Consider the following 20,525-nt stretch of genomic DNA (forward strand, 5'->3'; position numbering starts at 1 on the left):
CAACAAAGCCGCCTGACGGCGGCTTGTTGACAATATGATCTTGTCCGGCCGCCCTTTACAGGTACAGCCAAAAATACGAGCGGCTCTGGTGCGCGTTTTCGATCATCGGTCATAGATCGTCGGAAACGCAGCCTTTGTCAATGGGGTTCGGAGCCCCAACATGGCATTGAGCTCCGGCTTCAGTCTTGATAGCATACCCCCCTATACTATATGAGAACCTGTCATGTCCCATACCACACTGCAGAAAAAGAAGCTCGTCGCCCGCGTCAGCCGCCTGAAGGGGCAGATGGAGGCGGTCGAGCGCGCGCTCGAGGCCGAGCGTCCCTGCGGCGAGATCCTGCAACTGCTCGCTTCGATCCGCGGCGCCCTGACCGGGCTGACCGGCGAGGTGCTGGACGATCACCTGCGTGAGCATGTGCTGAATGCCGCTGACGATGCGGCAAGGGCAGAGGCGGTCGAGGAAATATCGGAAGTCTTGAGAACCTATATGCGCTAGAGCAATTCCGGGAAAAGTGTGAAGCGGTTTTCCCCGGCAAAGCGCGAAGCGATTTTGCCGAGAATTGCGTAAAAACAAAACCTTAGAGCGGTTATGCGTTTTCATGAAACGCTGAACCGCTCTAAGCGCGGCGACGAAGGAGCCTGTCATGAGTGCCGGAATCGACAAAGCTGGAATTGATGCCCTGGAACATGATCACGTCTTCCTCGGCACCGATCATGCGCGCAACGAGCGGCGCATCTGGCTGGTGATCGCGCTGACGGCGGTGATGATGGTGTCGGAAATCGCCGCGGGCACCATCTACGGCTCGATGGCGCTCGTCGCCGATGGCTGGCACATGTCGACACATGCCAGCGCACTGCTGATTTCCGCGCTCGCCTATCTCTTCGCCCGCCGGCAGGCGCGCAATCCGCGTTTCACCTTCGGCACAGGCAAGCTCGGCGATCTCGCCGGCTTCGCCAGCGCCATCGTCCTCGCGCTGATCGCCCTGCTGATGGCTTGGGAGAGCCTGCTGCGCCTGTCCAATCCTGTGCCGATCGGCTTTGCCCAGGCAATCGCCGTGGCGGTGATCGGCCTTGCCGTCAATCTGGTGAGCGCCTGGCTGCTGGCCGGCGGCGGCCATGTCGCGCATGGCAATCATGCGCATCACGGGCATGCCCATAGCCATCATCATCACGGACATGGCGACCATGCCCATCACGCAAAGACCGGCGACAACAATATCCGCGCCGCCTATCTGCATGTCATCGCCGATGCCCTGACCTCCGTGCTCGCCATCGCGGCGCTGACGCTCGGTAGTCTCTACGGCTGGCTCTGGCTCGATCCCCTGATGGGCATCGTCGGCGGGCTGGTGATCGCCAATTGGTCCTGGAGCCTGATGAGATCCTCGGGCGGCGTTCTTCTCGACGTCGTTCCCGAAGGCGAGACGCTGCCAGCGGAAATCCGCGGCGCCATCGAGACGGAGGATGACCGGATCACCGATCTGCATGTCTGGCAGGTCGGCCCCGGCCATCATGCCGCGATCGTCGCCGTTCTCACCTCGCAGCCGCGCGACCCGGCTTTCTACAAGGGCAGGCTCTCGGCGCTGGGAGAACTGTCGCATGTGACGGTCGAGGTCACCCGCGCCGCATGATCGGGCGGGCGGAGACGCGCGGCGGACGACAAGATCGCTCGATGGACGATTAACATCGCTCGGCGGACGACAAAGGTCGCCGCGGGGACGAGATGCCGCCGCAATCGCTGCTTAGCTCTGTCCTCCTGATTCGCCGGAGGATTTCATGGATCTCAGTCTGACCCGCCGCATGCTGATCGGCTCGGCATTGTGCCTACCCGTGCTGACGCTTCGAGCCAATGCCGAGGAGGGGGCCAAGGGGAGTGCAGGCGAGGGCGAGGACAATATTGAACATCGCCTTGCCGCTTTGGAAAAACGCACCGGCGGCCGTCTCGGCGTCTCCGTGCTCGATACCGAGACGAGCATCTCCTTCGGCTATCGCGGCAGCGAGGCATTTCCGATGTGCAGCACCTTCAAGGCGCTGGCCGCCGCTTTCGTGCTTGCCCGGACCGACAAGGGCGAGGAGAACCTCGGCCGGCGGGTGAGCTACGGCAGGGACAAGCTCGTCGATTATTCGCCGATCAGCGAAAAACACGCCGGAACCGATGGCATGACCCTTGCCGAACTCTGCGAGGCGGCGGTGACCGTCAGCGACAACACTGCCGGCAATCTGCTGCTCGAAAGTTTCGGCGGTCCGGCGGGGTTGACCGATTGGCTGCGCTCGATCGGTGACGGCACGACGCGTCTCGACCGTACCGAGCCGACGCTGAACGAGGGCAGGAAGAGTGATCCGCGCGACACGACGACACCGGATGCGATGCTCGACACGCTCGGCAATCTGACGCTCGGCTCGGTGCTCACCGAGGCCTCCTCGGACAGGCTGATCGCCTGGCTGGTGGCGAGCACGACAGGCAAGGAACGGCTCAGGGCCGGCCTGCCTGCGGATTGGAAGGTCGGCGACAAGACCGGCACCGGCCCGAATGGATCACTCGGCGATATCGCGGTGATCTGGCCGCCGGATCGCGGCCCGATCGTCGCCGCCGTCTATATCAGCGAGACGACCGTGCCGGTAAAGGAGCTCAACCCGGTCTTTGCCGAAGTCGGCCGCATGATCGTCGAGATGGTGTGAACCAGGAAAATGTGAAGGGCATCATCGACAGCTGTCCGGTTCGCGTCGGAAAACCCCTCCCCAACCCCTCCCCACAAGGGGGAGGGATTAACCTGAGGCGAGATCCTGCCACCAAAATACGCTGCCACACGCTGCACCGTCAGGAATGAAATGCAACGGGCGCCACACGGCAGCCCCTCCCCCTTGTGGGGAGGGGTTGGGGAGGGGTCTTTCTCAAATGCGGGCAATTCGAAATGCTCCAGCTCAAGCAGCCGGTACGTCGTCCACCGTCTCGGTGCCGTCATCCTCGATGCCGGCCATCTCGCGCTTGATCTGGTCGGCGATTTCCTTCTCGATCGCGGCGCGCTGGTCGGCCGGCATGGCGGCCAGATCGGCTTCGGACAGATCGTGCTGCTCGAGGTAGCGGGCCCGGATGTATTCCGCCGGCGTCATGTTTCCCCATTTGGAGAATTCGTCGACCAGGGAATTATGCGCCGCCCTTGCCGCCACTTCTTCCTCGGAAGGCGGGTTGATATAAGGGCCTTCAGCGCTTTGAAGGGCCCACATGGTATTGGCGATCGACGGCGGCGTGCTGCTCGGTTCGAGGCCGGGCGCGGCATTGGAGGCCGTTTTCGTGAAATCCGCCGTCTGCTGATTCTTGGATTTGGCCGGCTGATCGAAAAGGCCGCCGATGCCGTAATAGTTGCGAATATTACTGGAAATTTCCATAAAAACTCTCCCCGAAAAACGGGGAGAGAATGGCGCGGCAAACCTGCGCAGAGCTTGCGGGAAGCTTCACGTCACGGCAACGTATAGGCGATCACATAATCGCCGGGCTTGGTGCCGACCGAGCCGTGGCCGCCGGCGACCATGACGACATATTGCTTGTTGTCATCGGTCGTATAGGTCATTGGCGTCGCCTGGCCGCCGGCCGGAAGCCGCGCCTTCCAGATCTCTCGTCCGTTGGTCACGTCGTAGGCGCGCAGGTAGTTATCGACCGCAGCACCGAGAAAAGCGACGCCGCCCTTGGTCAGCATCGGCCCGCCGATGCCGGGCACGCCGACCTTGAAGGGCAGGGGCAATGGCGTCATGTCGCGCACGGTGCCGTTCTTGTGCATATAGGCGATCTTGCCGGTGCGCAGGTCGACGCCCGCGACATAACCCCATGGCGGCGCCTGGCAGGGGATCTGCAGCAGTCCGAGGAAGGGACCCATGAAGACGCCGTAGGGCGCGCCGTCATTACGGTTCAGCCCCTGTTCGCTGCCCTTCTCGTCCTGGCCTCTCGGCGGAATATCGGCGGCCGGCACCAGCCGCGAGGTGAAGGCGAGATAGGTCGGCATGCCGAACATGATCTGCCGCTCCGGGTCGACCGCCACCGAGCCCCAGTTGAAGGTGCCGAAATTGCCGGGATAGACGATCGTCCCTTTAAGCGAAGGCGGCGTATAGCGGCCCTCATAGTGGTAGCGGTGGAAGTCGATGCGGCAGGCCATCTGATCAAACAGCGACACGCCCCACATGTCCTTTTCCTGGAGAGGCTCGGGCGAGAAGGTGAGGTCCGAGATCGGCTGTGTCGGCGCGGTATGATCGCCCGAGACCGCGCCGCCTGGCGCTGGTATTTCCTTGACCGGGATGATCGGCTCGCCGCTGCGCCGGTCGAGCACATAGATATCGCCCTGCTTGGTCGGGCCGACGAGGGCGGGAACGGTCGTGCCGTCCTGCTTGGTCAGGTCGATCAGCGCCGGCTGGGCCGGGACATCCATGTCCCAGAGATCGTGATGCACCGTCTGGCGCACCCAGCGCAGCTGGCCGGTGGCGATATCGAGCGCGACGATCGAAGACGAGAATTTCTCGACATTCTCGCTGCGATTGATGCCGATCTGGTCGGGCACCTGGTTGCCGAGCGGGATGTAGACCATGCCGAGTGCCTCGTCGACGCTGAAAACCGACCAGCTGTTCGGCGAGTTGGTCGTATAGGTCTGGCCCTCGGTGATCGGCGTCGTCACGTCGGGATTGCCCGAATCCCAGTTCCAGACCAGCGCGCCGGTGTTGATGTCGAAGGCGCGGATGACGCCGGATTGTTCCTCGGTCGAATAATTGTCGTTCACCGCCCCGCCGACGATGATCTTGCCCGCCACCGCGACCGGCGGCGACGTAGAATAATAATAGCCGGCCGGATTGTAGCGCATGCCGGTTTCCAGATGCAGCACGCCCTGGTCGGCAAAGCTGGTGCAGACCTTTCCGTCTGCCGCATCGAGCGCGATCAGCCGGGCATCCGAGGTCGGCAGGTAGACACGCTCGGCGCAGGGCTGGCCGGCGGCGACAGTTGGATCGGCATAATAGGTGACGCCGCGGCAGGTCTGATGCTGCCGGTCGGGGTTCATGCCGGAGTTGGAGTCGTATTTCCATTTCTCCTTGCCGGTCTTGGCGTCGAGCGCGATCGCCCAGTTGTGCGGCGTGCAGAGATAGAGCGTGTCCTTCACCTTGAGCGGCGTCACCTGATAGGTCGTCTCGCCGACATCGTCCGGCCGCTTGACGTCGCCGGTCTGGTATCGCCACGCTTCCTTGAGGGTGGAGACGTTTTCGGCGGTGATCTGGTCCAGTGGCGAGTAGCGCTGGCCGAATGGCGTGCGGCCGTATTGATGCCATTCGCCATCCGGCACGCTGCCGCCGACGGCGGGGTTGGCGGTGACCTGATCCTTCGGCAGGTCGCCGGCAAGATCATGCGGGTCTGTCGTCATCGAATAAAGGGCGACCAGGATGGCGAGAATGACAGGCACGGCGAGCGGCCAGGGGTTCGCGGCATAGGTGATGCCCGTCGGACTGCGCAGGCCGAGCGGCCGGCGGATCCATGGCGTCAGCAGCCAGAGCCCGAGCAGGATAATCATGCCGCCGCGCGGGCCGAGCTGCCACCAGTCGAAGCCGACCTCCCAAATCGCCCAGGCAAGTGCTGCGACGACGAGCACCGCATAGACCCAGAGCGCCACCGCCTTGCGCATCAACAGCAGCCCGGCGGTGATCAGGAACATCAGCCCGGCGAATAGATAGAAGACGCTGCCGCCGAGCGTGACGAGCCAGAGGCCGCCGCCGCCGAGTGTGAGTCCGATGATGATGAAGAAGATGGAGGTGACGATGATCGCCATAAGGCAGTCTCCCGCTGAGGTTAGCCGGGCTGAGGGATCGGCGGAAAAGTCCCGCCGATCAGCCAGATAGCGCGAAGCAGATGCCTTTCAACGGCCACAATTGCCGCAGGGTGCGGATGCGTCGAACGGGGCGCTGGGCCGAATGGAAGCGGATCGCTGTGGCGCAGCTGCCCGCACCGAAATCGATCGAAGCGCCCGTCACGTTCCGCAGAAGGTAGCAAGCACCCGTTCGCTGGGCTTCGGCGGTTCCCTATAGGCGGCAAAGCCCGGCTGGTCCTCATAGGGTTTCGAAAGCACGCTCAGCAGCGCCTCGAACAGCGAAAAATCGCCGTTCTCGACGGCAGCTTCGATCGCCTGTTCGACCCGGTGATTGCGCGGAATGAAGGCCGGATTGACGCGGCGCATGGCGACGGCGCGCTCCGCCGCCGTCTGCGGATCGCGTGACAGCCTCTCGCGCCACTGCGCAAGCCAGGCGCCGCCGGCATCCGGCTCGCGGAAACCCACTGCAAATTCAGGCTCTGCGGCGTCATCGCCGGCAAGATCCGACAGCCGCCGGAAGGTCAGGGTGAAATCGGCACCCTGCGCCTGCATCAGCGTCAGCAGCGCCTGCACCAGGTCGAGATCGCCGTCCTCTTCGCCGGCAAGGCCGATCTTTTCGCGCATGCCGGCCAGCCAATGCGCCTGGAACCGTTTGCCGTAACTCTTTATCACGACATTCGCCTTGTCGACCGCGCTGTCAGGCTCGGCGTCGATCAGCGGCAGCAGCGTTTCGCCGAGCCTTGCGAGGTTCCATTGGCCGATGGCGGGCTGGTTGGCATAGGCGTAACGCCCGTGCTGGTCGATCGACGAAAAGACGGTCGCCGGATCGTAAGCGTCCATAAAGGCGCAGGGGCCGAAATCGATCGTCTCGCCGGAGACGGTCATATTATCGGTGTTCATCACGCCATGGATGAAGCCGACATGCAGCCAGCGGGCAATCAGCGCCGCCTGGCGGTCTGAGACCGCTTCGAACAGCGCGAGATAGGGGTTCTCGGCCTCTTTCAATGCCGGATAGTGCCGGTCGATCACATAATCGGCCAGAGCCCGCACGCCGTCGGTGTCGCCCCTGGCCGCGAAGTACTGGAAGGTGCCGACGCGGATATGGCTGGCCGCGACGCGGGTGAAGACCGCGCCAGGCAGCACCTCTTCGCGATAGACCGGCTCGCCTGTCGTCACCGCCGCCAGCGCCCGTGTGGCCGGAATGCCGAGCGCAAACATCGCCTCGCTGATGATATATTCCCGCAAAACCGGCCCGACTGCCGCCCGCCCGTCGCCGCGGCGCGAAAACGGTGTCGGTCCTGCGCCCTTCAGCTGGATGTCGTAGCGCTTGCCGCTGCGGTCAACGACCTCGCCGAGCAGGATCGCCCGCCCGTCGCCGAGCTGCGGCGAGAAGCCGCCGAACTGATGCCCGGCATAGGCCATCGCCAGCGGTTCGGCCCCTTCGGGAACGAGATTGCCGGAGAAGATCGCCGCGCCATCGCGGCGCAAGGCCTCGACGTCGAGCCCGAGTTCGGCAGCGAGCGGCTCGTTGAGCTTGATCAGCCAGGGCTCCGCCACCGCGGTCGGCGCTTGCGCCGCAAAGAAGCGTGGGGGCAAGCCGACATAGCTGTTGTCGAACGGAAAGGCCGCACCGGGCCGGTTTTTCTGCAGGGCGGAGGTCATGGTTCATAGGTAGGGCTAGGATGCCTGCCGCACAAGCCGGGGTATGAAGACCTTCACGAAGAACAGACCCGTGCAAGGAATTGTGATCTGCCTTTACCTCTCGTCAAAGCAGCTTTGCCATAAACGACATAGCGCCGCGATGATCGCGGGCGTATAGCAAATCGTCTCCCCTTGGCTTTGCGCCATGTCATCCCCCGCGGCCTTGCTGCCTTGTGTGCTCCGCCGCGCCACCGCGAGTGATCCCGGACGATGTCGGATCAGATTTACCAAGCGCCGATGGTTCGGCGCGCCGCGCCCAATTTCCGGGTGATCGCAATGATTGTCGCGAGTGCGATGCTGATGGAAAACATCGATGCGACCGTGCTTGCGACCGCGCTGCCCACTATGGCACGCGATTTCGGCGTCGGCGCTCCGGCCATGTCGATCGCCCTGACCTCCTATCTCCTGAGCCTTGCGATCTTCATTCCGGCAAGCGGCCGGATGGCCGACAGTTTCGGCTCCCGCACCGTTTTCCGCTCGGCCATCGCCGTTTTCGTCGTCGGCTCCATCCTCTGCGCCCTGGCGCCGACGCTGTCCTTCCTGGTGCTGGCGCGGCTGCTGCAGGGTATCGGCGGCGCGATGATGATGCCGGTCGGGCGCCTGGTGCTGATGCGCAGCGTCGACCGCAAGGATATGGTCAGCGCCATGTCCTGGCTGCTCGTGCCGGCGCTGATCGGCCCGATCGTCGGCCCGCCGCTCGGCGGCTTCATCGTCACCTATCTCGACTGGCGCTGGATCTTTTATATCAACGTGCCGATCGGCGTCATCGGCATGATCTTCGTGTCGATCTACATCGAAGAGGTGAAGGGTAAGGCAAGTGGTCCCTTCGATACGATCGGCTTCATTCTCTCCGGTATCGCGCTTGGCTCGCTGCTCTTCGGCTTCGAAATGTCGAGCCATGAAGGCGAGGGCGCGTTTTCGATCTTCCTGATCGCCATCGGCCTGCTTTTCGGCATCGGCTATCTCAGACATGCCCGCAAGCATCCGTCGCCGATCATGGATTTCTCGCTGATGAAGGTGCCGAGCTTCGGCACATCAGTCATTGCCGGTTCGCTGACCCGCATCACGCAAGGGGCGCAGCCCTTCCTGCTGCCGCTGCTCTTCCAGATCGGCTTCGGCCTGTCTGCGGCGGCGGCCGGCCAGATCATCATCGCGACCGCGCTTGGCGCTCTCGCCATGAAGCCGATGGCGAAGTTTGTCTTCCGCCGGCTGGGCTTCCGCAGGAGCCTCATCCTCAACGGCATCCTCGGTACGATCGGCTATGGCCTCTGTGCCGCCTTCCGGCCGGACTGGCCGATGCCGCTGATCTTCGTCGTCCTGGTGCTCAGCGCCTTCTTCCTGTCGTTCCAGTTCACCGCCTATAACACCATTGCCTATGACGAGATCAGCAAGGAGCGGATGAGCTCGGCCACCAGCTTCTACACCACCTTCCAGCAGCTCATGCTGTCGCTCGGCATCTGCATCGGCGCCTTGGCGCTGCACGGCTCCATGGCCTTGTCGGGCACTGAGACGCCGGCCCTCGGCGATTTCTCCGCCGCTTTCATCGTCGTCACCATCATCTCGATCACTGCCACCTTCTGGAACCTGCGCTTCTCGCCGACCGCCGGCGAGGAGATCACCGGCTACAAGGCCAAACAGACGAAAGGCGCCGTCGCCAAAGGCTGACGTCGGCTTTGTGCCGTCGATCGGCAAAGAGCTGGTGGCACCCACCGTCATTTCTCTCTCTGAGCTTTGTGCCGTGCCAGCCCCCCCTCTGCCCTGCCGGGCATCTCCCCCACAGGTGGGGAGATCACAAGTGGCTTGAACTTCCTGCCCATCTACCGTCTCGCCGTGCTGGATGCTCATTGTTTGGGGAAGCCAGTGCACCCAGCCAATCTCCCCACCTGTGGGGGAGATGCCCGGCAGGGCAGAGGGGGGCACACAAGGCATACCCTAGCCGGATACAACGTCTCCTCCCTCTCAGGTCGTCATGCCGCTTGCGGCAGGCATGCCTCGCAGATCGCCGCGACATGGCGGTGGTCGGTGCCGCAGCAGCCGCCGAGCACACTGAGCGCTGGCATGCGGTCGATGAGCTTGCGGTAGCGGCGGCCGAGATCTTCGGGATCGCCGGCATCCAGCGTCTCGCTATTGTCGAGCTGCTCATGGCTCATGGTCGAGGCATTGGCGCGGATGCCGGATATACGTTTCACCCAGGCGCTTCCGTGATCGAGCGCCGTTTCGAAATGCGTCGGGTGGGCGCAATTGATCATGTAATAGGCCGGCGCCCCGCCGGTCATCGCATCGGTCGTCTCGATGGCCTCCTGAAGGCTGCGGCCCGTCACCAACCGGCCATCCGTCTCCAGCGTGAAGGAGATGGCCGAGGGCATGCCGAGCGCCTGTGCCGCCCGCGCCACCCCGATCGCCTCGTCGATATTGGTCAGCGTGAAGGCGCTCACCATGTCGGCTTCCGTGCCGGCGAAAGCCCCGATCTGGAAAGCGTGGTAGTCTTCCGCTTCGGCGGCATCCATGATGCCCGCCTTGTAGCCGTCGCCGCGCGGGCCGATGGCGCCGCTGATGACGACCGGCTGCTCCGGCCGCTCATAGTCGCTGCGCAAGCCGACGAGCAGGTCGACGGCTTCCTCGTTGACTGCTTTCAGGGCTTCGGTGGTATAGCCGAGCTTCTGCCCCCAGTCCGGATTGGCCCGCCATGTGGCGGTGTCGAGCACGAAGCCCGTGCCGTGCCGCCGGGCGACATCGAGATAACGGCGATAGTAATTCCGCATCCGCTGCCGCCCGTCTTCGGAAGCCAGCAATATGAAGGCAGCGAAATGCGGAAGTTCTATCCCTTCCTGGAAGATCATCGTCGTTTCCATGCCGCCATCGGTAATGAATGTGCCGCCTTTGAGCTGCGGCAACCCGTTTCTGTACTTTGCCATTGTTGAAGCCTCTCCCTCGCGACACCCGATTGGCTGCCGTCGATGAATGATGTTCTGGCGCTTAATTGGCTGCCAAACTAGGCGACTTGCGGTATACTCCAAGCGGTTTTGGGTTTTGCCGATTGAATTCAATCGCTTGCTTCGACCGATCTTGCCGGGGGCGGAGGCAGATCTGATCATGCAACACTGAAAACTGTACCGCCGGTACAGGAGGGGACATGCGAAAGGGCGAGGAAACGCGGACGCGCATCCTCGATGTGGCGGAAGCGGCAGTCTTGCAGAAGGGTTTCGGCGGCACTTCCATCGAGGAGCTGATCGCCGAGACCGGCATCACCAAGAGCGGCTTCTTCTATCACTTCAGGGACAAGAACGAGCTCGCCAAGGCGCTGCTCAACCGCTACATCGATAATGACGAGCGCATCTATGATGAGATCTTCGGCCGCGCGCGCGATCTGACCGGCGATCCGCTGCAATCCTTCCTGCTCGGCCTGAAGCTGCTTTCCGAATTGCTCTCCGACCTGCCGAACGGACATCCCGGCTGCCTGGTGGCGACCGTCTGCTATTACGAGCGGCTGTTCGACCGGGAGATCCAAGAGACCAACCGGAATGCGGTGCTTGCCTGGCGGCGGCGCTTCGGCCGCATGCTCCGCGAGATCATGGAAGTCTATCCGCCGCGCGAACCCGTCGACGTCGACCAGCTCGCCGACATGGTGTCCTCCGTCCTGGAAGGCGGCATCGTTTTGTCGAAGACGCTGAAGGAGCCGAACACGCTGGCCGAGCAGGTGCTGATGCTCCGCACCTTCGTGAAAATGCTCTTCCTGCCGGTAGTGGAAATGCCGAGGGCCTAAAGCAACTCCAGCAAAAGTGCGAAACGGCTTTGCTGGAATTGCGCTGACATCCTCAGTCCCCGTCCTCCAACGCCGCCGCCATCTCCGCGAGCTTGCGTACGGTGTTGAGATTGCGCGACGTTCCGGGTTTCAGCGCCGGCAGCTTCAGCTTCGAGCGGCCGGAACCATTGGGATAGTGTACATAGATTTCCCTGCCGGCGAGCTTGGCCTCCTCGCCGTCGGGCGCCACCATCTTTTCCAGCGCATCGCCGGGCGGCTTTTCGGGCAGGAAGTACACGAGCAGGAAGTTCGGCTTGGCATCGGGAAAGGGTGCGTCGTCGACTACGCCGTCGAGTTCCTTGCGGCTGCGCACCATCACGCCTGGCCGCTTTCCGAGCTTCTTGCCGATTGCCTCGTCGAGCCGCTCCTCCACCGCCTTTTCCGCTTCATCCGCGCGGAAAAGCACGTTGCCGCTCTGGATGTAGGTCTTGACGTCGGAAAAGCCCAGGTCTTCGCAGATCGCCTTCAGTTCGGCCATCGGCAGCGAGCCGGTGCCGCCGACATTCACTGCGCGAAGGAGGGCGATATAGACGGGCATTTCTCTCTCCCTTGACCTTTTGTCACGCAGCACGCCCCACGCCGTCTAACCTTCACATCTTCTCCGCCACCTTGATCGCAAACGCATACTCGAACGCGATCTCTTCCAGCCGCTGGAAGCGGCCGGAGGCACCGCCGTGGCCGGCGTCCATGTTGGTCTTGAGCAGGATCGGCGCATCTCCGGTCGTCTTGTCGCGCAGCTTCGCCACCCATTTGGCAGGCTCCCAATAGGTGACGCGCGGGTCCGTCAGGCCGCCGAGCGCCAGGATCGGCGGGTAGGCTTTCGCGTCGACATTGTCATAGGGCGAGTAGGATGCGATTTGCTCGTATTCTTCCTTGCTGTCGATCGGGTTGCCCCATTCCGGCCATTCCGGCGGGGTGAGCGGCAGAGTGTCGTCGAGCATGGTGTTGAGCACGTCGACGAAGGGGACGGCGGCGATGAGGCCGGCGAACTTCTCCGGCGCCATGTTGGCAACCGCACCCATCAGCATACCGCCGGCCGATCCGCCCTCGGCGATGATCTTCGCGTAAGAGGTGAACTTCTGTTGATTCAGATAATCGGCCGCTGCGACGAAGTCCTTGAAGGTATTCGTCTTCTTGTCCATCTTGCCGTCTTCGTACCAGGAAAATCCCTTGTCCTTGCCGCCGCGGATATGGGCAATCGCATAGACGAAGCCGCGGTCGGCGAGCGACAGGCAATTGGTGTTGAATCCGGCCGGAATGGTGATGCCGTAGGCGCCATAGCCGTAGAGCAGGCAGGGGGCGCTGCCGTCGAGTGGGGTATCTTTGCGATAGAGAAGGGTGACCGGCACCTTCTCGCCGTCCCATGCCGGGGCAAAGACGCGGCGGGTGATGTAGTCGTCGGGATTGTGGCCGGACGGCACTTCCTGCGTCTTCAACAGCGTGCGCTCTCGCGTCACCATGTTGTAGTCGTAGAGCTGCGACGGCGTCGTCATAGAGGAATAGGAGAAGCGGATGATATCCGTGTCATATTCCGCCGCACCCTGCAGCCCCAGCGAATAGGCTTCCTCGGCAAAGGCGATCGCATGTTCCTCGCCGGTCGCCCGATCGCGGATCATGATCTGCGGCAGGCCGTCCTTGCGCTCCAGCCACAGGAGGTGGCGGGCATAGGCCATGTGGCTGATGATGAGCGTGCCGGGCTTATGCGGCACGACCTCGCGCCAGTTTTCCTTGCCGGGCTTATCAACCGGCGCTTCCATGATCTTGAAATCCTTGGCGTCGCCGTCATTCGTCAGGATGTAGAAGACGTCGCCGCCCTCGGTCAGCGAATATTCGATGCCTTCCTCGCGCGCCGCCACCAGCTTCGGCTCGGCCGTCAGATCCGCGGTCGACAGCAGGCGGTATTCGCTGGTCTCGTGGTCGTGAATGTCGATATAGATGAAATCGTCAAGCAGTGAGCCGCCGACGCCCATGAAGAAGCCGGCATCCGCTTCCTCATAGACCAGCCGGTCTTCCGACTGCGGCTGGCCGAGAATGTGGTGGAACACCTTCGAGGGCCGATGATTCTCGTCGAGCGCCGAATAGAAGAAGCTCTTGCCATCGGGCGCCCAGACGCCGCCGCCGCCGGTATTTTCGATCCGGTCGGTAAGGTCTTGCCCGGTCTGGAGGTCGCGCACCTGCAGCGTGAAGAATTCCGAACCCTTGTCGTCGTAACCCCAGATGCCGCGGCTGTGGTCGCTCGAATGGTCGAGGCCGGCGAGGCGGAAATAGGCCTTGCCTGATGCCTCCTTGTCGCCGTCGAGCAGCACCGCGCGGATCGTCTCGTCAGCGACGTTGCCGTCGCGGGCGATGCGGAAAAAGCGCGGCTGTTCGCCGCCGGTGACGTAGAAGGTGCCGTAGGCATAGGCCCCGTCTTTCATCGGCACCGAGCTGTCGTCTTCCTTGATGCGGCCGCGCATTTCGGCAAACAGCACCTTCTGAAGCGGCTTGGTGTCCTCCATCGCCGCGTTCATATAGGCGTTTTCGGCTTCGAGATGGCGGCGGATCTCAGGGTCGAGGATCGATGGATCCTTGAACATCGCCTGCCAGTTGTCGGCGCGCAGCCAGGCATAGTCGTCCGTGCGGGTGATGCCGTGGCGCGTATTGGAGATCGGCTTCTTCGGTGCGGCAGGCGGGGTCGGCAGGCTCTTGAAAGCGGACAAGGATTGGCTCCGGGTCGGAATGACGGGTTGGCAAGAGATAGAGGTGCACTGGTCCCGGATCAAGCGGCAAGGCTGCGCCAAGGGTAGAGGTGCCCTTCCACAGACAAGGAGGACACCCAAGCCACCTTGCCTTGATGTCACCACAATATTTAAGAAAGTCCGCTATCTCAGTGAATTTGCACGTGCCAGGCTCCCGGCAAGCTGTCGGGGGTAGGGCAAAAATTGCAGAACAGTAAGGGATTTTTTCCGCAATGCCGAAACGTCTGGTCCTGTTTCTATCCCTCGCAAGCCTTGCTGCCCCCGCCTTTGCCGTCGATCCCGCCATCAAGAAGCAGCTGGAAAAACTCGATCCCTCGACCCGTCTGGAACAGAGCTGCGACACCGAGGCGATGAGCCGCATCAATAAGGACAGCACCGGCTTCAAGCCCGACAAGGTGATCGCCTACACCTTCAAGGAGCCGATCCCCGGCGATAATTCGCTGGAGGCGCCGGGTGCCGTCTTCCGCAGCAAGGGCGACTGGTACCATCTGTCCTACAATTGCATCACCGGTCCGCAGCATATCAACGTGCGCGAGCTCAATTACGAGATCGGCGAGAAGGTGCCGCGCGAGAAGTGGAACAAGTATTATCTCTATGATTGATACGGCCTGTCCGTCCAAGCGGCTGCGGTGACATCCGGCCGCATGGCGCCGGGGGAGGGCCGCCGCTAAAGTCGGCGGTTCGAATCATAGAAACCCAATATATGAACCGCATCCTGCTCGTTTCGGCGTTCCTTCTGGTCAGCATCTCCGCTGCATTCGCGGACGAAATCCGGTCAGCGCTACCCGCTTCGGCCGTAGTCAGTACGGTTCCGGCTGCAGTCAGTCCGGTCCCGGCTGTAATCAGTCCGGCCCCGAAGGCGCCGTCTCTAAAACTCGTCGAGCCGCATCTGCATATCGCCCGTTCCAATATCGCGGGCCATGCCCGCATTGCGCTGACCTTCGATGCCTGCATGGGCCAGGCGGACGAGCGCATCCTTTCGACTCTGGTACGCGAACGCATCCCGGCAACGATCTTCGTCACCGCCCGCTGGCTGAAGCGCAATCCAGCAGCACTTGCCGTGTTCCTGCAAAACCCCGATCTCTTCGAACTCGAAAACCACGGTCAGAACCATATTCCGACCGTCGACAGGCCGACGTTGATCTATGGCATCGCGTCCGCCGGCTCGCCGCAGGCGGTGCGGCAGGAAGTCGAAGGCGGTGCCGCCGCCATGGTCGCAGCCGGCATCCCGGCGCCGCGCTGGTTCCGCGGCTCGACCGCCGAATATGATCTTTCCGCCATCGGTGAGATCCGTGCCATGGGCTATCACATCGCCGGTTATTCGGTGAATGGCGACGGCGGCTCGCTGCTCGGGGCTGGCATCACCGAAAAGCGCATCGCCTCAGCCAAGGACGGCGACGTCGTCATCTCCCACATCAACCAGCCGACCCATGCGGCCGGCGAAGGGGTAGCCAAGGCACTGGTCGATCTCAAGGTCAAGGGTACACAATTCGTCCGCCTCGGGGATGTCGAGGACACTGGTGACGACAAGACGACGGAGTAACGGCCAGAAGCGCTTTTTCGTTTAACGCAGCGCTATCTCCGGCGGTCGAAAGCGCTCATGCAGCGTTCTGGAACCCGGTCCGTCGCGGTCGAGCGCGAAATCCTCGAACCAGTCGCGATGCATGCCTGCGAGCATGGCGCCGATCATCTGCGCGGCGAGATAGGAAAATGTAATGCCGTTGCCGCCGTAGCCATAGGCAGCGAACACATGCGGTATCTCCGGCACCGGGCCGATCAGCGGCAGACCGTCGGCCGTCTCGCCGAAAGTGCCGCACCAGGCGTGTTCCACCCGCGCATCCGCCTTCGGCCACAGCCGCTTCATCTTCTCCTGGATTGCCTTGGTCTTGGCCGGCAGCTTCCGATCCCGTACCTCGGCATCGATGGTCTCGTCGTCCTCGCCGCCGGCGACGATGCGATTGTCCGCCGTCGTGCGCATGTAGAGATAGGGATGGCTGTCCTCCCAGATCAGCGCCCTGTCGCGCCAGAAATTTGCCGGGTCTTGCAGCACGGTGGCGAACGCCCAGCTAGAACTCGAGCGGTGCAGCTTCGGCATCTCGAGACCCGGCATCGAATAGCCGGTCGCCAGCACGACATGCCGCGCCTCGATGACGTGGCCTCCATCGGTCACTGCCGTGACATGATCGCCTTCGCTGTGAAGCGTGGTCACGGAAGCGTTGACCAGCAGCGCGCCGCGCCGCACCGCCATCTCGATCAAGGCCCAGGTCAGAAGCAGCGGATCGGCCTCCGCCGAACCCGGCGAATAGATCGCACCATCCCGGTCGAGCTCGAACTGTGTGAAGAGATCGGGATGTTCGAGATAGACGCCGGGCAGGCCGGCCCGGCGGCGAAGCTGGCGCTCCTCCCTGAGGTTGCGCGCGCCTTCGCAGTTGGCGGCGAGATAGAGTGTGTTGCGCGGCCGGAAGCCGCAGGCGATGCCGTTTGCGGCGATGAGCTTGGAAAGGCCGGCGACCGCAGCACCACTGCGGCGGTAGATGCCGGCCGCGCGCTCGAAGCCGTAATAATCCTCGAGTTCGCTGAGCGTGCTGTCGATTTCCCATTGCAGCATCGCCGTACTCGCCGCGGTGCTGCCAAAGCCGGGCTCCTCCCGGTCGATGACCGCAACGGAAAAACCGCGCGCCGTCAAATGTTCGGCAACCAGGGCACCGGTGATGCCGCCGCCGACTACCGCGACGTCGGTGGAAAAGCTCTGCTCGATCGGCCGCCATTCCGGCCGTATGCCGCTCTTCCCCCAGAGAGAACGGCCGCTCACCATCTGGTCGTGATCGGATTCGGTAAGATCGAGATCAGATGCCACGGACGTTCCCCCGGTTGATCATTTCGGCAATTGCGGCTGCGGCTTTTCCTCGATCAGCAGTTCGTCGATGACAGTCATGACGATCAGCGAGAGCGGCAGCGCCAGCATGGCGCCGACGGCGCCCCACATCCATGTCCAGAACAGGATGGCGATGAAGACGACGAAGGGATTGATTTCCAGCCGCCGTCCCATCACTGCGGGGAAGATCAGGTTCTCCATGAGGAGATGCACTGTGAAGAAGGCTGCGGCCGGCATTAGGCCGATGAGGATGCCATCATGAGTCAGGATGCCGGCGATGGCGACAGCAAGCGTCATCAGCGTGATGCCGAGATAAGGGATGAAGCTCGACAGGAAGGCAAAGAAGCCCCAGAGCACCGGGGCCGACAGCCCGCCGGCATAGGCGATGACGGTCATGACGACGCCGAGCCCGACATAGATCAGCGAGGCCGTTGCGAAATAAAATCCGAGTACCTGCTCGACGGCATTGATGACGCGGATGGCCGCCAGGCGCTGCGTGCGGGTGCGGAAGGTCATGATGATCGTCTTGCGCAGGTTGACCCGACCAGCGAGGAAAAACAGCAGCGCCGCAAAGAAGATCAGTCCCTGCACCAGCGCCGGCGTCAGGCTACTTGTCACCACGTGCAGCACGTTGCCAGTGTTTTCCAGCAGCGCACCGATCGACATCGACCCGCTTTCGAATGTCGCCGGCGTGATATGCAGCCATGTGATGCGCTCCAGATAAGGCATGATGCGGTTGATGGTTCGCTCGGCGAAGGCGGGGCCTTCATTGGCAAGCGTCATTAGCGGGTCGGCGAGTGAGTTGATCAACAGGAAGATCACCAGCGCCACGCTGCTTGAAAGGATGAAGGCATTGGCTAGCCGCGGCACGCCCATCTTGCTGAGCTTTTCCGCCGCCATGCCGAGGATCATGCCGACGACGACCGCAAGCGTGATTGGAATGAGGATCAGCGACATCAGGTAGACGGCGGCAAGGAAGAGAATGCCGAAGATGCCGATAATTGCCCAGGCCATGCTGACATCGAGCCCGTCCTTTTCCAGCCGGTGCAGCGGGGGCGGTGGCAACTCTTCCGCCGCCTCCTTCAGCGACTGTGCCCAGGCGCTGGTGTGGCGCTCGCCGATGGCGATCTTCTTTGCTTGTTTGCGGATGCCATTGGCGATGCCCATGCGGTGAGGTCCCCGAAGCCCCAATGCTTCGTGACGGAAACGCGCCGATGCGGTTCCGGTTCCGTGAGGGCGCGATGGCGTCGCGGCTGCGCAACCCGTTGTTGAGGCGAGCAGACCTTCCGGCGGCTTGGCGAGCGTGAATTCGCCAGCGAAAAGGCGCCGCCACCGTCATCGGCAACAGCGTAGAATTTGAGCTGTCCCGCCGGAACAACGTCACAGTCGCAGGCGTTCGACCCGAGAAGGAGTGAAGGCCATGATTGAAGATCCCGATCAGACAAAAGCCGTCAAGACCTATACGGCCGATCCACCTTATGCAGACGAGGCGACGCTGACGGCTGCCGAACAGCGCCGGTGGTGGAGTCGGACGGTCATCTGGGCCGGAGCGGCAGTCCTCATCATTGCTGGCGTGAGTGTCGCGATTTGGCCCAATCCCAGCAACAACGACCCGACGACAACGGCCTCGACGAAGCCGGATCCGATCAATGCGCAACCATCCGGCCCCGGCACCTTCAACGACGATCCTGCCTCCGGCCCAGCAAGGCCTCCGGAAGCTGTGGACCGTTCACTATCGCCGAGCGGAAATGGTGGTGGGCCGACGCAGGTGACGACACCATCGGGGGCCGAAAAGGTCCGATAGCGTCTTCGGATCAAGCCGACAGCGTTAGGCCGATGCCCCACGGATCTTTCAGGAAGACGCCGCCGTCGCGCTTCTCGCTTTTGATCTCGAGATAATCCAGTTTGGAGACCGCCACCTCAAGCGTGGCCTTGTCGTTGAAACGGACCGTGTAGTCCGAAAGCCCGGTCATGTTGCCGGCGCGTGCCGTGGCGCCGCGGCTGTTCCAGATATTGGCGCCGAGATGGTGGTGGTAGCCGCCGCTCGCAAAGAAGCTCGCGCCCGGATAGCGCGCCATCAGCTTGAGGCCGAGGACGTCGCGGTAGAAGGCGTCGGCCTGCGGGATGTCGCCGACCTGCAGATGCAGGTGGCCGATCGCCGTCCCCGCAGCCATGCCGTCCCAGCGCTCATCAGGCGCGCTGTTGTAGAGCGCCTGCAGGTCGAGGCGCATCGTCGCCATCTCCACCATGCCGTCCTCATGGAATTTCCATTGTTCGTGCGGCCGGTCGGCATAGATCTCGATGCCGTTGCCTTCGGGATCGGAAAGATAGATCGCCTCGCTGACGAGATGGTCCGAGGCGCCGTCGAGCGCGACGTTATTCTGTGCCGCATGGCGCAGCCAGCGTGCGAGCTCCGTCCGGTCCGGCATCAGGAAGGCGGTGTGGAAAAGGCCGGCGGCATTGCGCGGCGCGATGGTCGCATTCTTTGCGGTCGTCAGCGTTAGCAAGGGCAGGTCGCCGACACCCAGCACTTCGCCGCTCGCCGTCTTCTCGATCACCTTCAGGCCGAGCATCGATTGGTAGAAGCCGGAAACCAGACCGAGGTCGGTCACGACCAGATGCGACCGGTCGATATAGGCGGGCCGTGTCAGCGCATAGGAAGTATCGGTCGTCATGGCTTGTTCTCCTGCCTCTGAATTGGCCCGTAGGATAGAAGGCGTACCGGCGGTGGCGGCAAACATGCCGCCCGTGGCAAGCCCGAGGAAGTTTCGCCGGTTCATTCGCCGCTGATCTCCCCTCGGCCGCCGTACTTGATCCCTATATGGCGCATTCCAATTGTTCACAGAAGACCCGTTTTTGAGGATGAAGCGTTGAGCAGATGTTGACGATGACTTGCGCCCACTTGATTGCGATCAATGCGCCCATATCTCCATTAGAGGAAAACGTTATATCTCAGTCATGGAGGGAAGCCATGTACAGGAAGATCATCGTAGCGATCGCGCTCGGCGGCATCGACAAGGGAGAAAAAATCCTTCGCAAGGCCGCGTCTCTGCTCGACGCAGGCGGCGAGATCATCGCGCTCAATGTCGTCGAGGATGTGCCGAGTTATGTCGCGATCGAACTGCCGGCCAATATGGTCGAGGACGTCATGAGGGATAGCCGCGGGCAGCTGGAAGCGCTGCTCGCCGCAGCCGGTGTTGCGGCAACTGTCGAGATCCGCAACGGCCCGCCCGCCAAAGCGATCATCTCGGCCGCCGAAAGCCACGGCGCCGACCTGATTATCGTCGCCTCGCACGTTCCCGACTTTTCCAACTACTTCATCGGCGCCACCGCCGACCGGGTCGTGCGCCATGCCAAATGCTCGGTGCTGGTCGACCGGCAGAAGGTCTGATTCTTGCGCAACTGCATTTTCTCAGTTGCGCGCCAGCCGCGATAGGCCTTTCCGCTCGCTGTCGAAGGCAGGGCGGGGTGCCCTGCTGCCTGTCACGAAGATTTACTACCTATGCGCTTTGCCGCAGTTGCGCGCCCGTCCGTTCGATGCGACGATTGCAATCGGAGTATGAAACGGATTGGGC

Annotated in this window: 18 protein-coding genes; 9 read left to right on the forward strand and 9 right to left on the reverse strand. The window is 62.6% G+C overall.

Annotated features, from left to right (window positions below):
- The first annotated feature begins 223 nt into the window (after positions 1 to 223).
- The 3 genes from dmeR to bla all read left to right on the forward strand — a co-directional run bounded on the left by dmeR (position 224) and on the right by bla (position 2,676).
- Positions 224 to 496 (forward strand): Ni(II)/Co(II)-sensing transcriptional repressor DmeR, encoded by a 273-nt coding sequence (gene dmeR / locus RWJ89_RS29365; protein ID WP_168285061.1) that lies wholly within the window; start codon positions 224 to 226, stop codon positions 494 to 496.
- Positions 497 to 644: 148 nt separating this feature from the next.
- Positions 645 to 1,628: a CDF family Co(II)/Ni(II) efflux transporter DmeF gene (gene dmeF, locus RWJ89_RS29370; protein ID WP_168285062.1), complete on the forward strand. Its 984-nt coding sequence runs from the start codon at positions 645 to 647 to the stop codon at positions 1,626 to 1,628.
- 145 nt (positions 1,629 to 1,773) lie between these two features.
- Complete coding sequence (gene bla, locus RWJ89_RS29375; protein WP_168285063.1) at positions 1,774 to 2,676, forward strand: class A beta-lactamase; 903 nt, start codon at positions 1,774 to 1,776, stop codon at positions 2,674 to 2,676.
- 243 nt (positions 2,677 to 2,919) lie between these two features.
- Here bla and RWJ89_RS29380 read toward each other — a convergent pair whose 3' ends face one another.
- The 3 genes from RWJ89_RS29380 to RWJ89_RS29390 all read right to left on the reverse strand — a co-directional run bounded on the left by RWJ89_RS29380 (position 2,920) and on the right by RWJ89_RS29390 (position 7,496).
- Positions 2,920 to 3,384: an AraC family transcriptional regulator gene (locus RWJ89_RS29380; RefSeq protein WP_131665890.1), complete on the reverse strand. Its 465-nt coding sequence runs from the start codon at positions 3,382 to 3,384 to the stop codon at positions 2,920 to 2,922.
- Positions 3,385 to 3,455: 71 nt separating this feature from the next.
- Positions 3,456 to 5,795, reverse strand: coding sequence for a glucose/quinate/shikimate family membrane-bound PQQ-dependent dehydrogenase (locus tag RWJ89_RS29385; RefSeq protein WP_316031862.1), 2,340 nt, complete (start codon positions 5,793 to 5,795; stop codon positions 3,456 to 3,458).
- Between the two features lie 198 nt (positions 5,796 to 5,993).
- A complete protein-coding gene (locus RWJ89_RS29390; RefSeq protein WP_316031863.1) occupies positions 5,994 to 7,496 on the reverse strand; it encodes a protein adenylyltransferase SelO in 1,503 nt (500 codons plus the stop codon).
- Between the two features lie 249 nt (positions 7,497 to 7,745).
- Between RWJ89_RS29390 and RWJ89_RS29395 the strand changes: the two genes are divergently transcribed.
- Positions 7,746 to 9,200, forward strand: a complete 1,455-nt coding sequence (locus RWJ89_RS29395; RefSeq protein WP_316031864.1) for an MFS transporter — start codon at positions 7,746 to 7,748, stop codon at positions 9,198 to 9,200.
- 302 nt (positions 9,201 to 9,502) lie between these two features.
- On the opposite strand, the gene RWJ89_RS29400 is transcribed toward RWJ89_RS29395, so the two are convergent.
- Positions 9,503 to 10,450 carry a homocysteine S-methyltransferase family protein gene (locus tag RWJ89_RS29400; RefSeq protein ID WP_168258166.1) on the reverse strand — a complete coding sequence of 316 codons (948 nt, stop codon included), beginning with the start codon at positions 10,448 to 10,450 and terminating at the stop codon, positions 9,503 to 9,505.
- Between the two features lie 218 nt (positions 10,451 to 10,668).
- Here RWJ89_RS29400 and RWJ89_RS29405 point away from each other — a divergent pair, with 218 nt between their 5' ends.
- A complete protein-coding gene (locus RWJ89_RS29405) occupies positions 10,669 to 11,298 on the forward strand; it encodes a TetR/AcrR family transcriptional regulator (RefSeq protein ID WP_077976004.1) in 630 nt (209 codons plus the stop codon).
- A 52-nt stretch (positions 11,299 to 11,350) separates the two neighbouring features.
- Here the strand turns inward: RWJ89_RS29405 and RWJ89_RS29410 are convergent, their stop codons facing one another.
- Both RWJ89_RS29410 and RWJ89_RS29415 read right to left on the reverse strand, forming a co-directional pair.
- Positions 11,351 to 11,875, reverse strand: coding sequence for a DUF1697 domain-containing protein (locus tag RWJ89_RS29410; RefSeq protein WP_316031865.1), 525 nt, complete (start codon positions 11,873 to 11,875; stop codon positions 11,351 to 11,353).
- A gap of 52 nt (positions 11,876 to 11,927) precedes the next feature.
- Positions 11,928 to 14,036: a S9 family peptidase gene (locus RWJ89_RS29415; RefSeq protein WP_168279816.1), complete on the reverse strand. Its 2,109-nt coding sequence runs from the start codon at positions 14,034 to 14,036 to the stop codon at positions 11,928 to 11,930.
- Between the two features lie 251 nt (positions 14,037 to 14,287).
- Here RWJ89_RS29415 and RWJ89_RS29420 point away from each other — a divergent pair, with 251 nt between their 5' ends.
- Positions 14,288 to 14,677 (forward strand): DUF930 domain-containing protein, encoded by a 390-nt coding sequence (locus tag RWJ89_RS29420; RefSeq protein WP_168279817.1) that lies wholly within the window; start codon positions 14,288 to 14,290, stop codon positions 14,675 to 14,677.
- 101 nt (positions 14,678 to 14,778) lie between these two features.
- Positions 14,779 to 15,618: a polysaccharide deacetylase family protein gene (locus RWJ89_RS29425; RefSeq protein ID WP_316031866.1), complete on the forward strand. Its 840-nt coding sequence runs from the start codon at positions 14,779 to 14,781 to the stop codon at positions 15,616 to 15,618.
- Between the two features lie 21 nt (positions 15,619 to 15,639).
- On the opposite strand, the gene RWJ89_RS29430 is transcribed toward RWJ89_RS29425, so the two are convergent.
- Positions 15,640 to 16,932 carry an NAD(P)/FAD-dependent oxidoreductase gene (locus tag RWJ89_RS29430; RefSeq protein WP_316031867.1) on the reverse strand — a complete coding sequence of 431 codons (1,293 nt, stop codon included), beginning with the start codon at positions 16,930 to 16,932 and terminating at the stop codon, positions 15,640 to 15,642.
- Between the two features lie 18 nt (positions 16,933 to 16,950).
- On the reverse strand, positions 16,951 to 18,117 hold the full coding sequence (locus RWJ89_RS29435) for an AI-2E family transporter (RefSeq protein WP_077976010.1): 1,167 nt from the start codon (positions 18,115 to 18,117) through the stop codon (positions 16,951 to 16,953).
- A gap of 253 nt (positions 18,118 to 18,370) precedes the next feature.
- On the opposite strand from RWJ89_RS29435, the gene RWJ89_RS29440 reads away from it, so the two are divergent.
- Complete coding sequence (locus RWJ89_RS29440) at positions 18,371 to 18,754, forward strand: hypothetical protein (protein ID WP_168284833.1); 384 nt, start codon at positions 18,371 to 18,373, stop codon at positions 18,752 to 18,754.
- A gap of 10 nt (positions 18,755 to 18,764) precedes the next feature.
- Here the strand turns inward: RWJ89_RS29440 and RWJ89_RS29445 are convergent, their stop codons facing one another.
- Entirely contained in the window at positions 18,765 to 19,730 is a 966-nt protein-coding gene (locus tag RWJ89_RS29445; protein WP_221997384.1) for a VOC family protein, read from the reverse strand.
- A 191-nt stretch (positions 19,731 to 19,921) separates the two neighbouring features.
- Here RWJ89_RS29445 and RWJ89_RS29450 point away from each other — a divergent pair, with 191 nt between their 5' ends.
- Positions 19,922 to 20,341, forward strand: a complete 420-nt coding sequence (locus RWJ89_RS29450; RefSeq protein ID WP_168284831.1) for a universal stress protein — start codon at positions 19,922 to 19,924, stop codon at positions 20,339 to 20,341.
- Positions 20,342 to 20,525: the final 184 nt, after the last annotated feature.

It is taken from the genome of Rhizobium sp. 10PS4 (assembly GCF_032464805.1).
Taxonomy (GTDB): domain Bacteria; phylum Pseudomonadota; class Alphaproteobacteria; order Rhizobiales; family Rhizobiaceae; genus Rhizobium; species Rhizobium laguerreae.

Coding starts and splice junctions, on each gene's coding strand:
- dmeR (WP_168285061.1), top strand. CDS start 224: ATGTCCCATACCACACTGCAGAAAAAGAAGCTCGTCGCCCGCGTCAGC.
- dmeF (WP_168285062.1), top strand. CDS start 645: ATGAGTGCCGGAATCGACAAAGCTGGAATTGATGCCCTGGAACATGAT.
- bla (WP_168285063.1), top strand. CDS start 1,774: ATGGATCTCAGTCTGACCCGCCGCATGCTGATCGGCTCGGCATTGTGC.
- RWJ89_RS29380 (WP_131665890.1), bottom strand. CDS start 3,384: ATGGAAATTTCCAGTAATATTCGCAACTATTACGGCATCGGCGGCCTT.
- RWJ89_RS29385 (WP_316031862.1), bottom strand. CDS start 5,795: ATGGCGATCATCGTCACCTCCATCTTCTTCATCATCATCGGACTCACA.
- RWJ89_RS29390 (WP_316031863.1), bottom strand. CDS start 7,496: ATGACCTCCGCCCTGCAGAAAAACCGGCCCGGTGCGGCCTTTCCGTTC.
- RWJ89_RS29395 (WP_316031864.1), top strand. CDS start 7,746: ATGTCGGATCAGATTTACCAAGCGCCGATGGTTCGGCGCGCCGCGCCC.
- RWJ89_RS29400 (WP_168258166.1), bottom strand. CDS start 10,450: ATGGCAAAGTACAGAAACGGGTTGCCGCAGCTCAAAGGCGGCACATTC.
- RWJ89_RS29405 (WP_077976004.1), top strand. CDS start 10,669: ATGCGAAAGGGCGAGGAAACGCGGACGCGCATCCTCGATGTGGCGGAA.
- RWJ89_RS29410 (WP_316031865.1), bottom strand. CDS start 11,875: ATGCCCGTCTATATCGCCCTCCTTCGCGCAGTGAATGTCGGCGGCACC.
- RWJ89_RS29420 (WP_168279817.1), top strand. CDS start 14,288: ATGCCGAAACGTCTGGTCCTGTTTCTATCCCTCGCAAGCCTTGCTGCC.
- RWJ89_RS29425 (WP_316031866.1), top strand. CDS start 14,779: ATGAACCGCATCCTGCTCGTTTCGGCGTTCCTTCTGGTCAGCATCTCC.
- RWJ89_RS29435 (WP_077976010.1), bottom strand. CDS start 18,117: ATGGGCATCGCCAATGGCATCCGCAAACAAGCAAAGAAGATCGCCATC.
- RWJ89_RS29440 (WP_168284833.1), top strand. CDS start 18,371: ATGATTGAAGATCCCGATCAGACAAAAGCCGTCAAGACCTATACGGCC.
- RWJ89_RS29445 (WP_221997384.1), bottom strand. CDS start 19,730: ATGAACCGGCGAAACTTCCTCGGGCTTGCCACGGGCGGCATGTTTGCC.
- RWJ89_RS29450 (WP_168284831.1), top strand. CDS start 19,922: ATGTACAGGAAGATCATCGTAGCGATCGCGCTCGGCGGCATCGACAAG.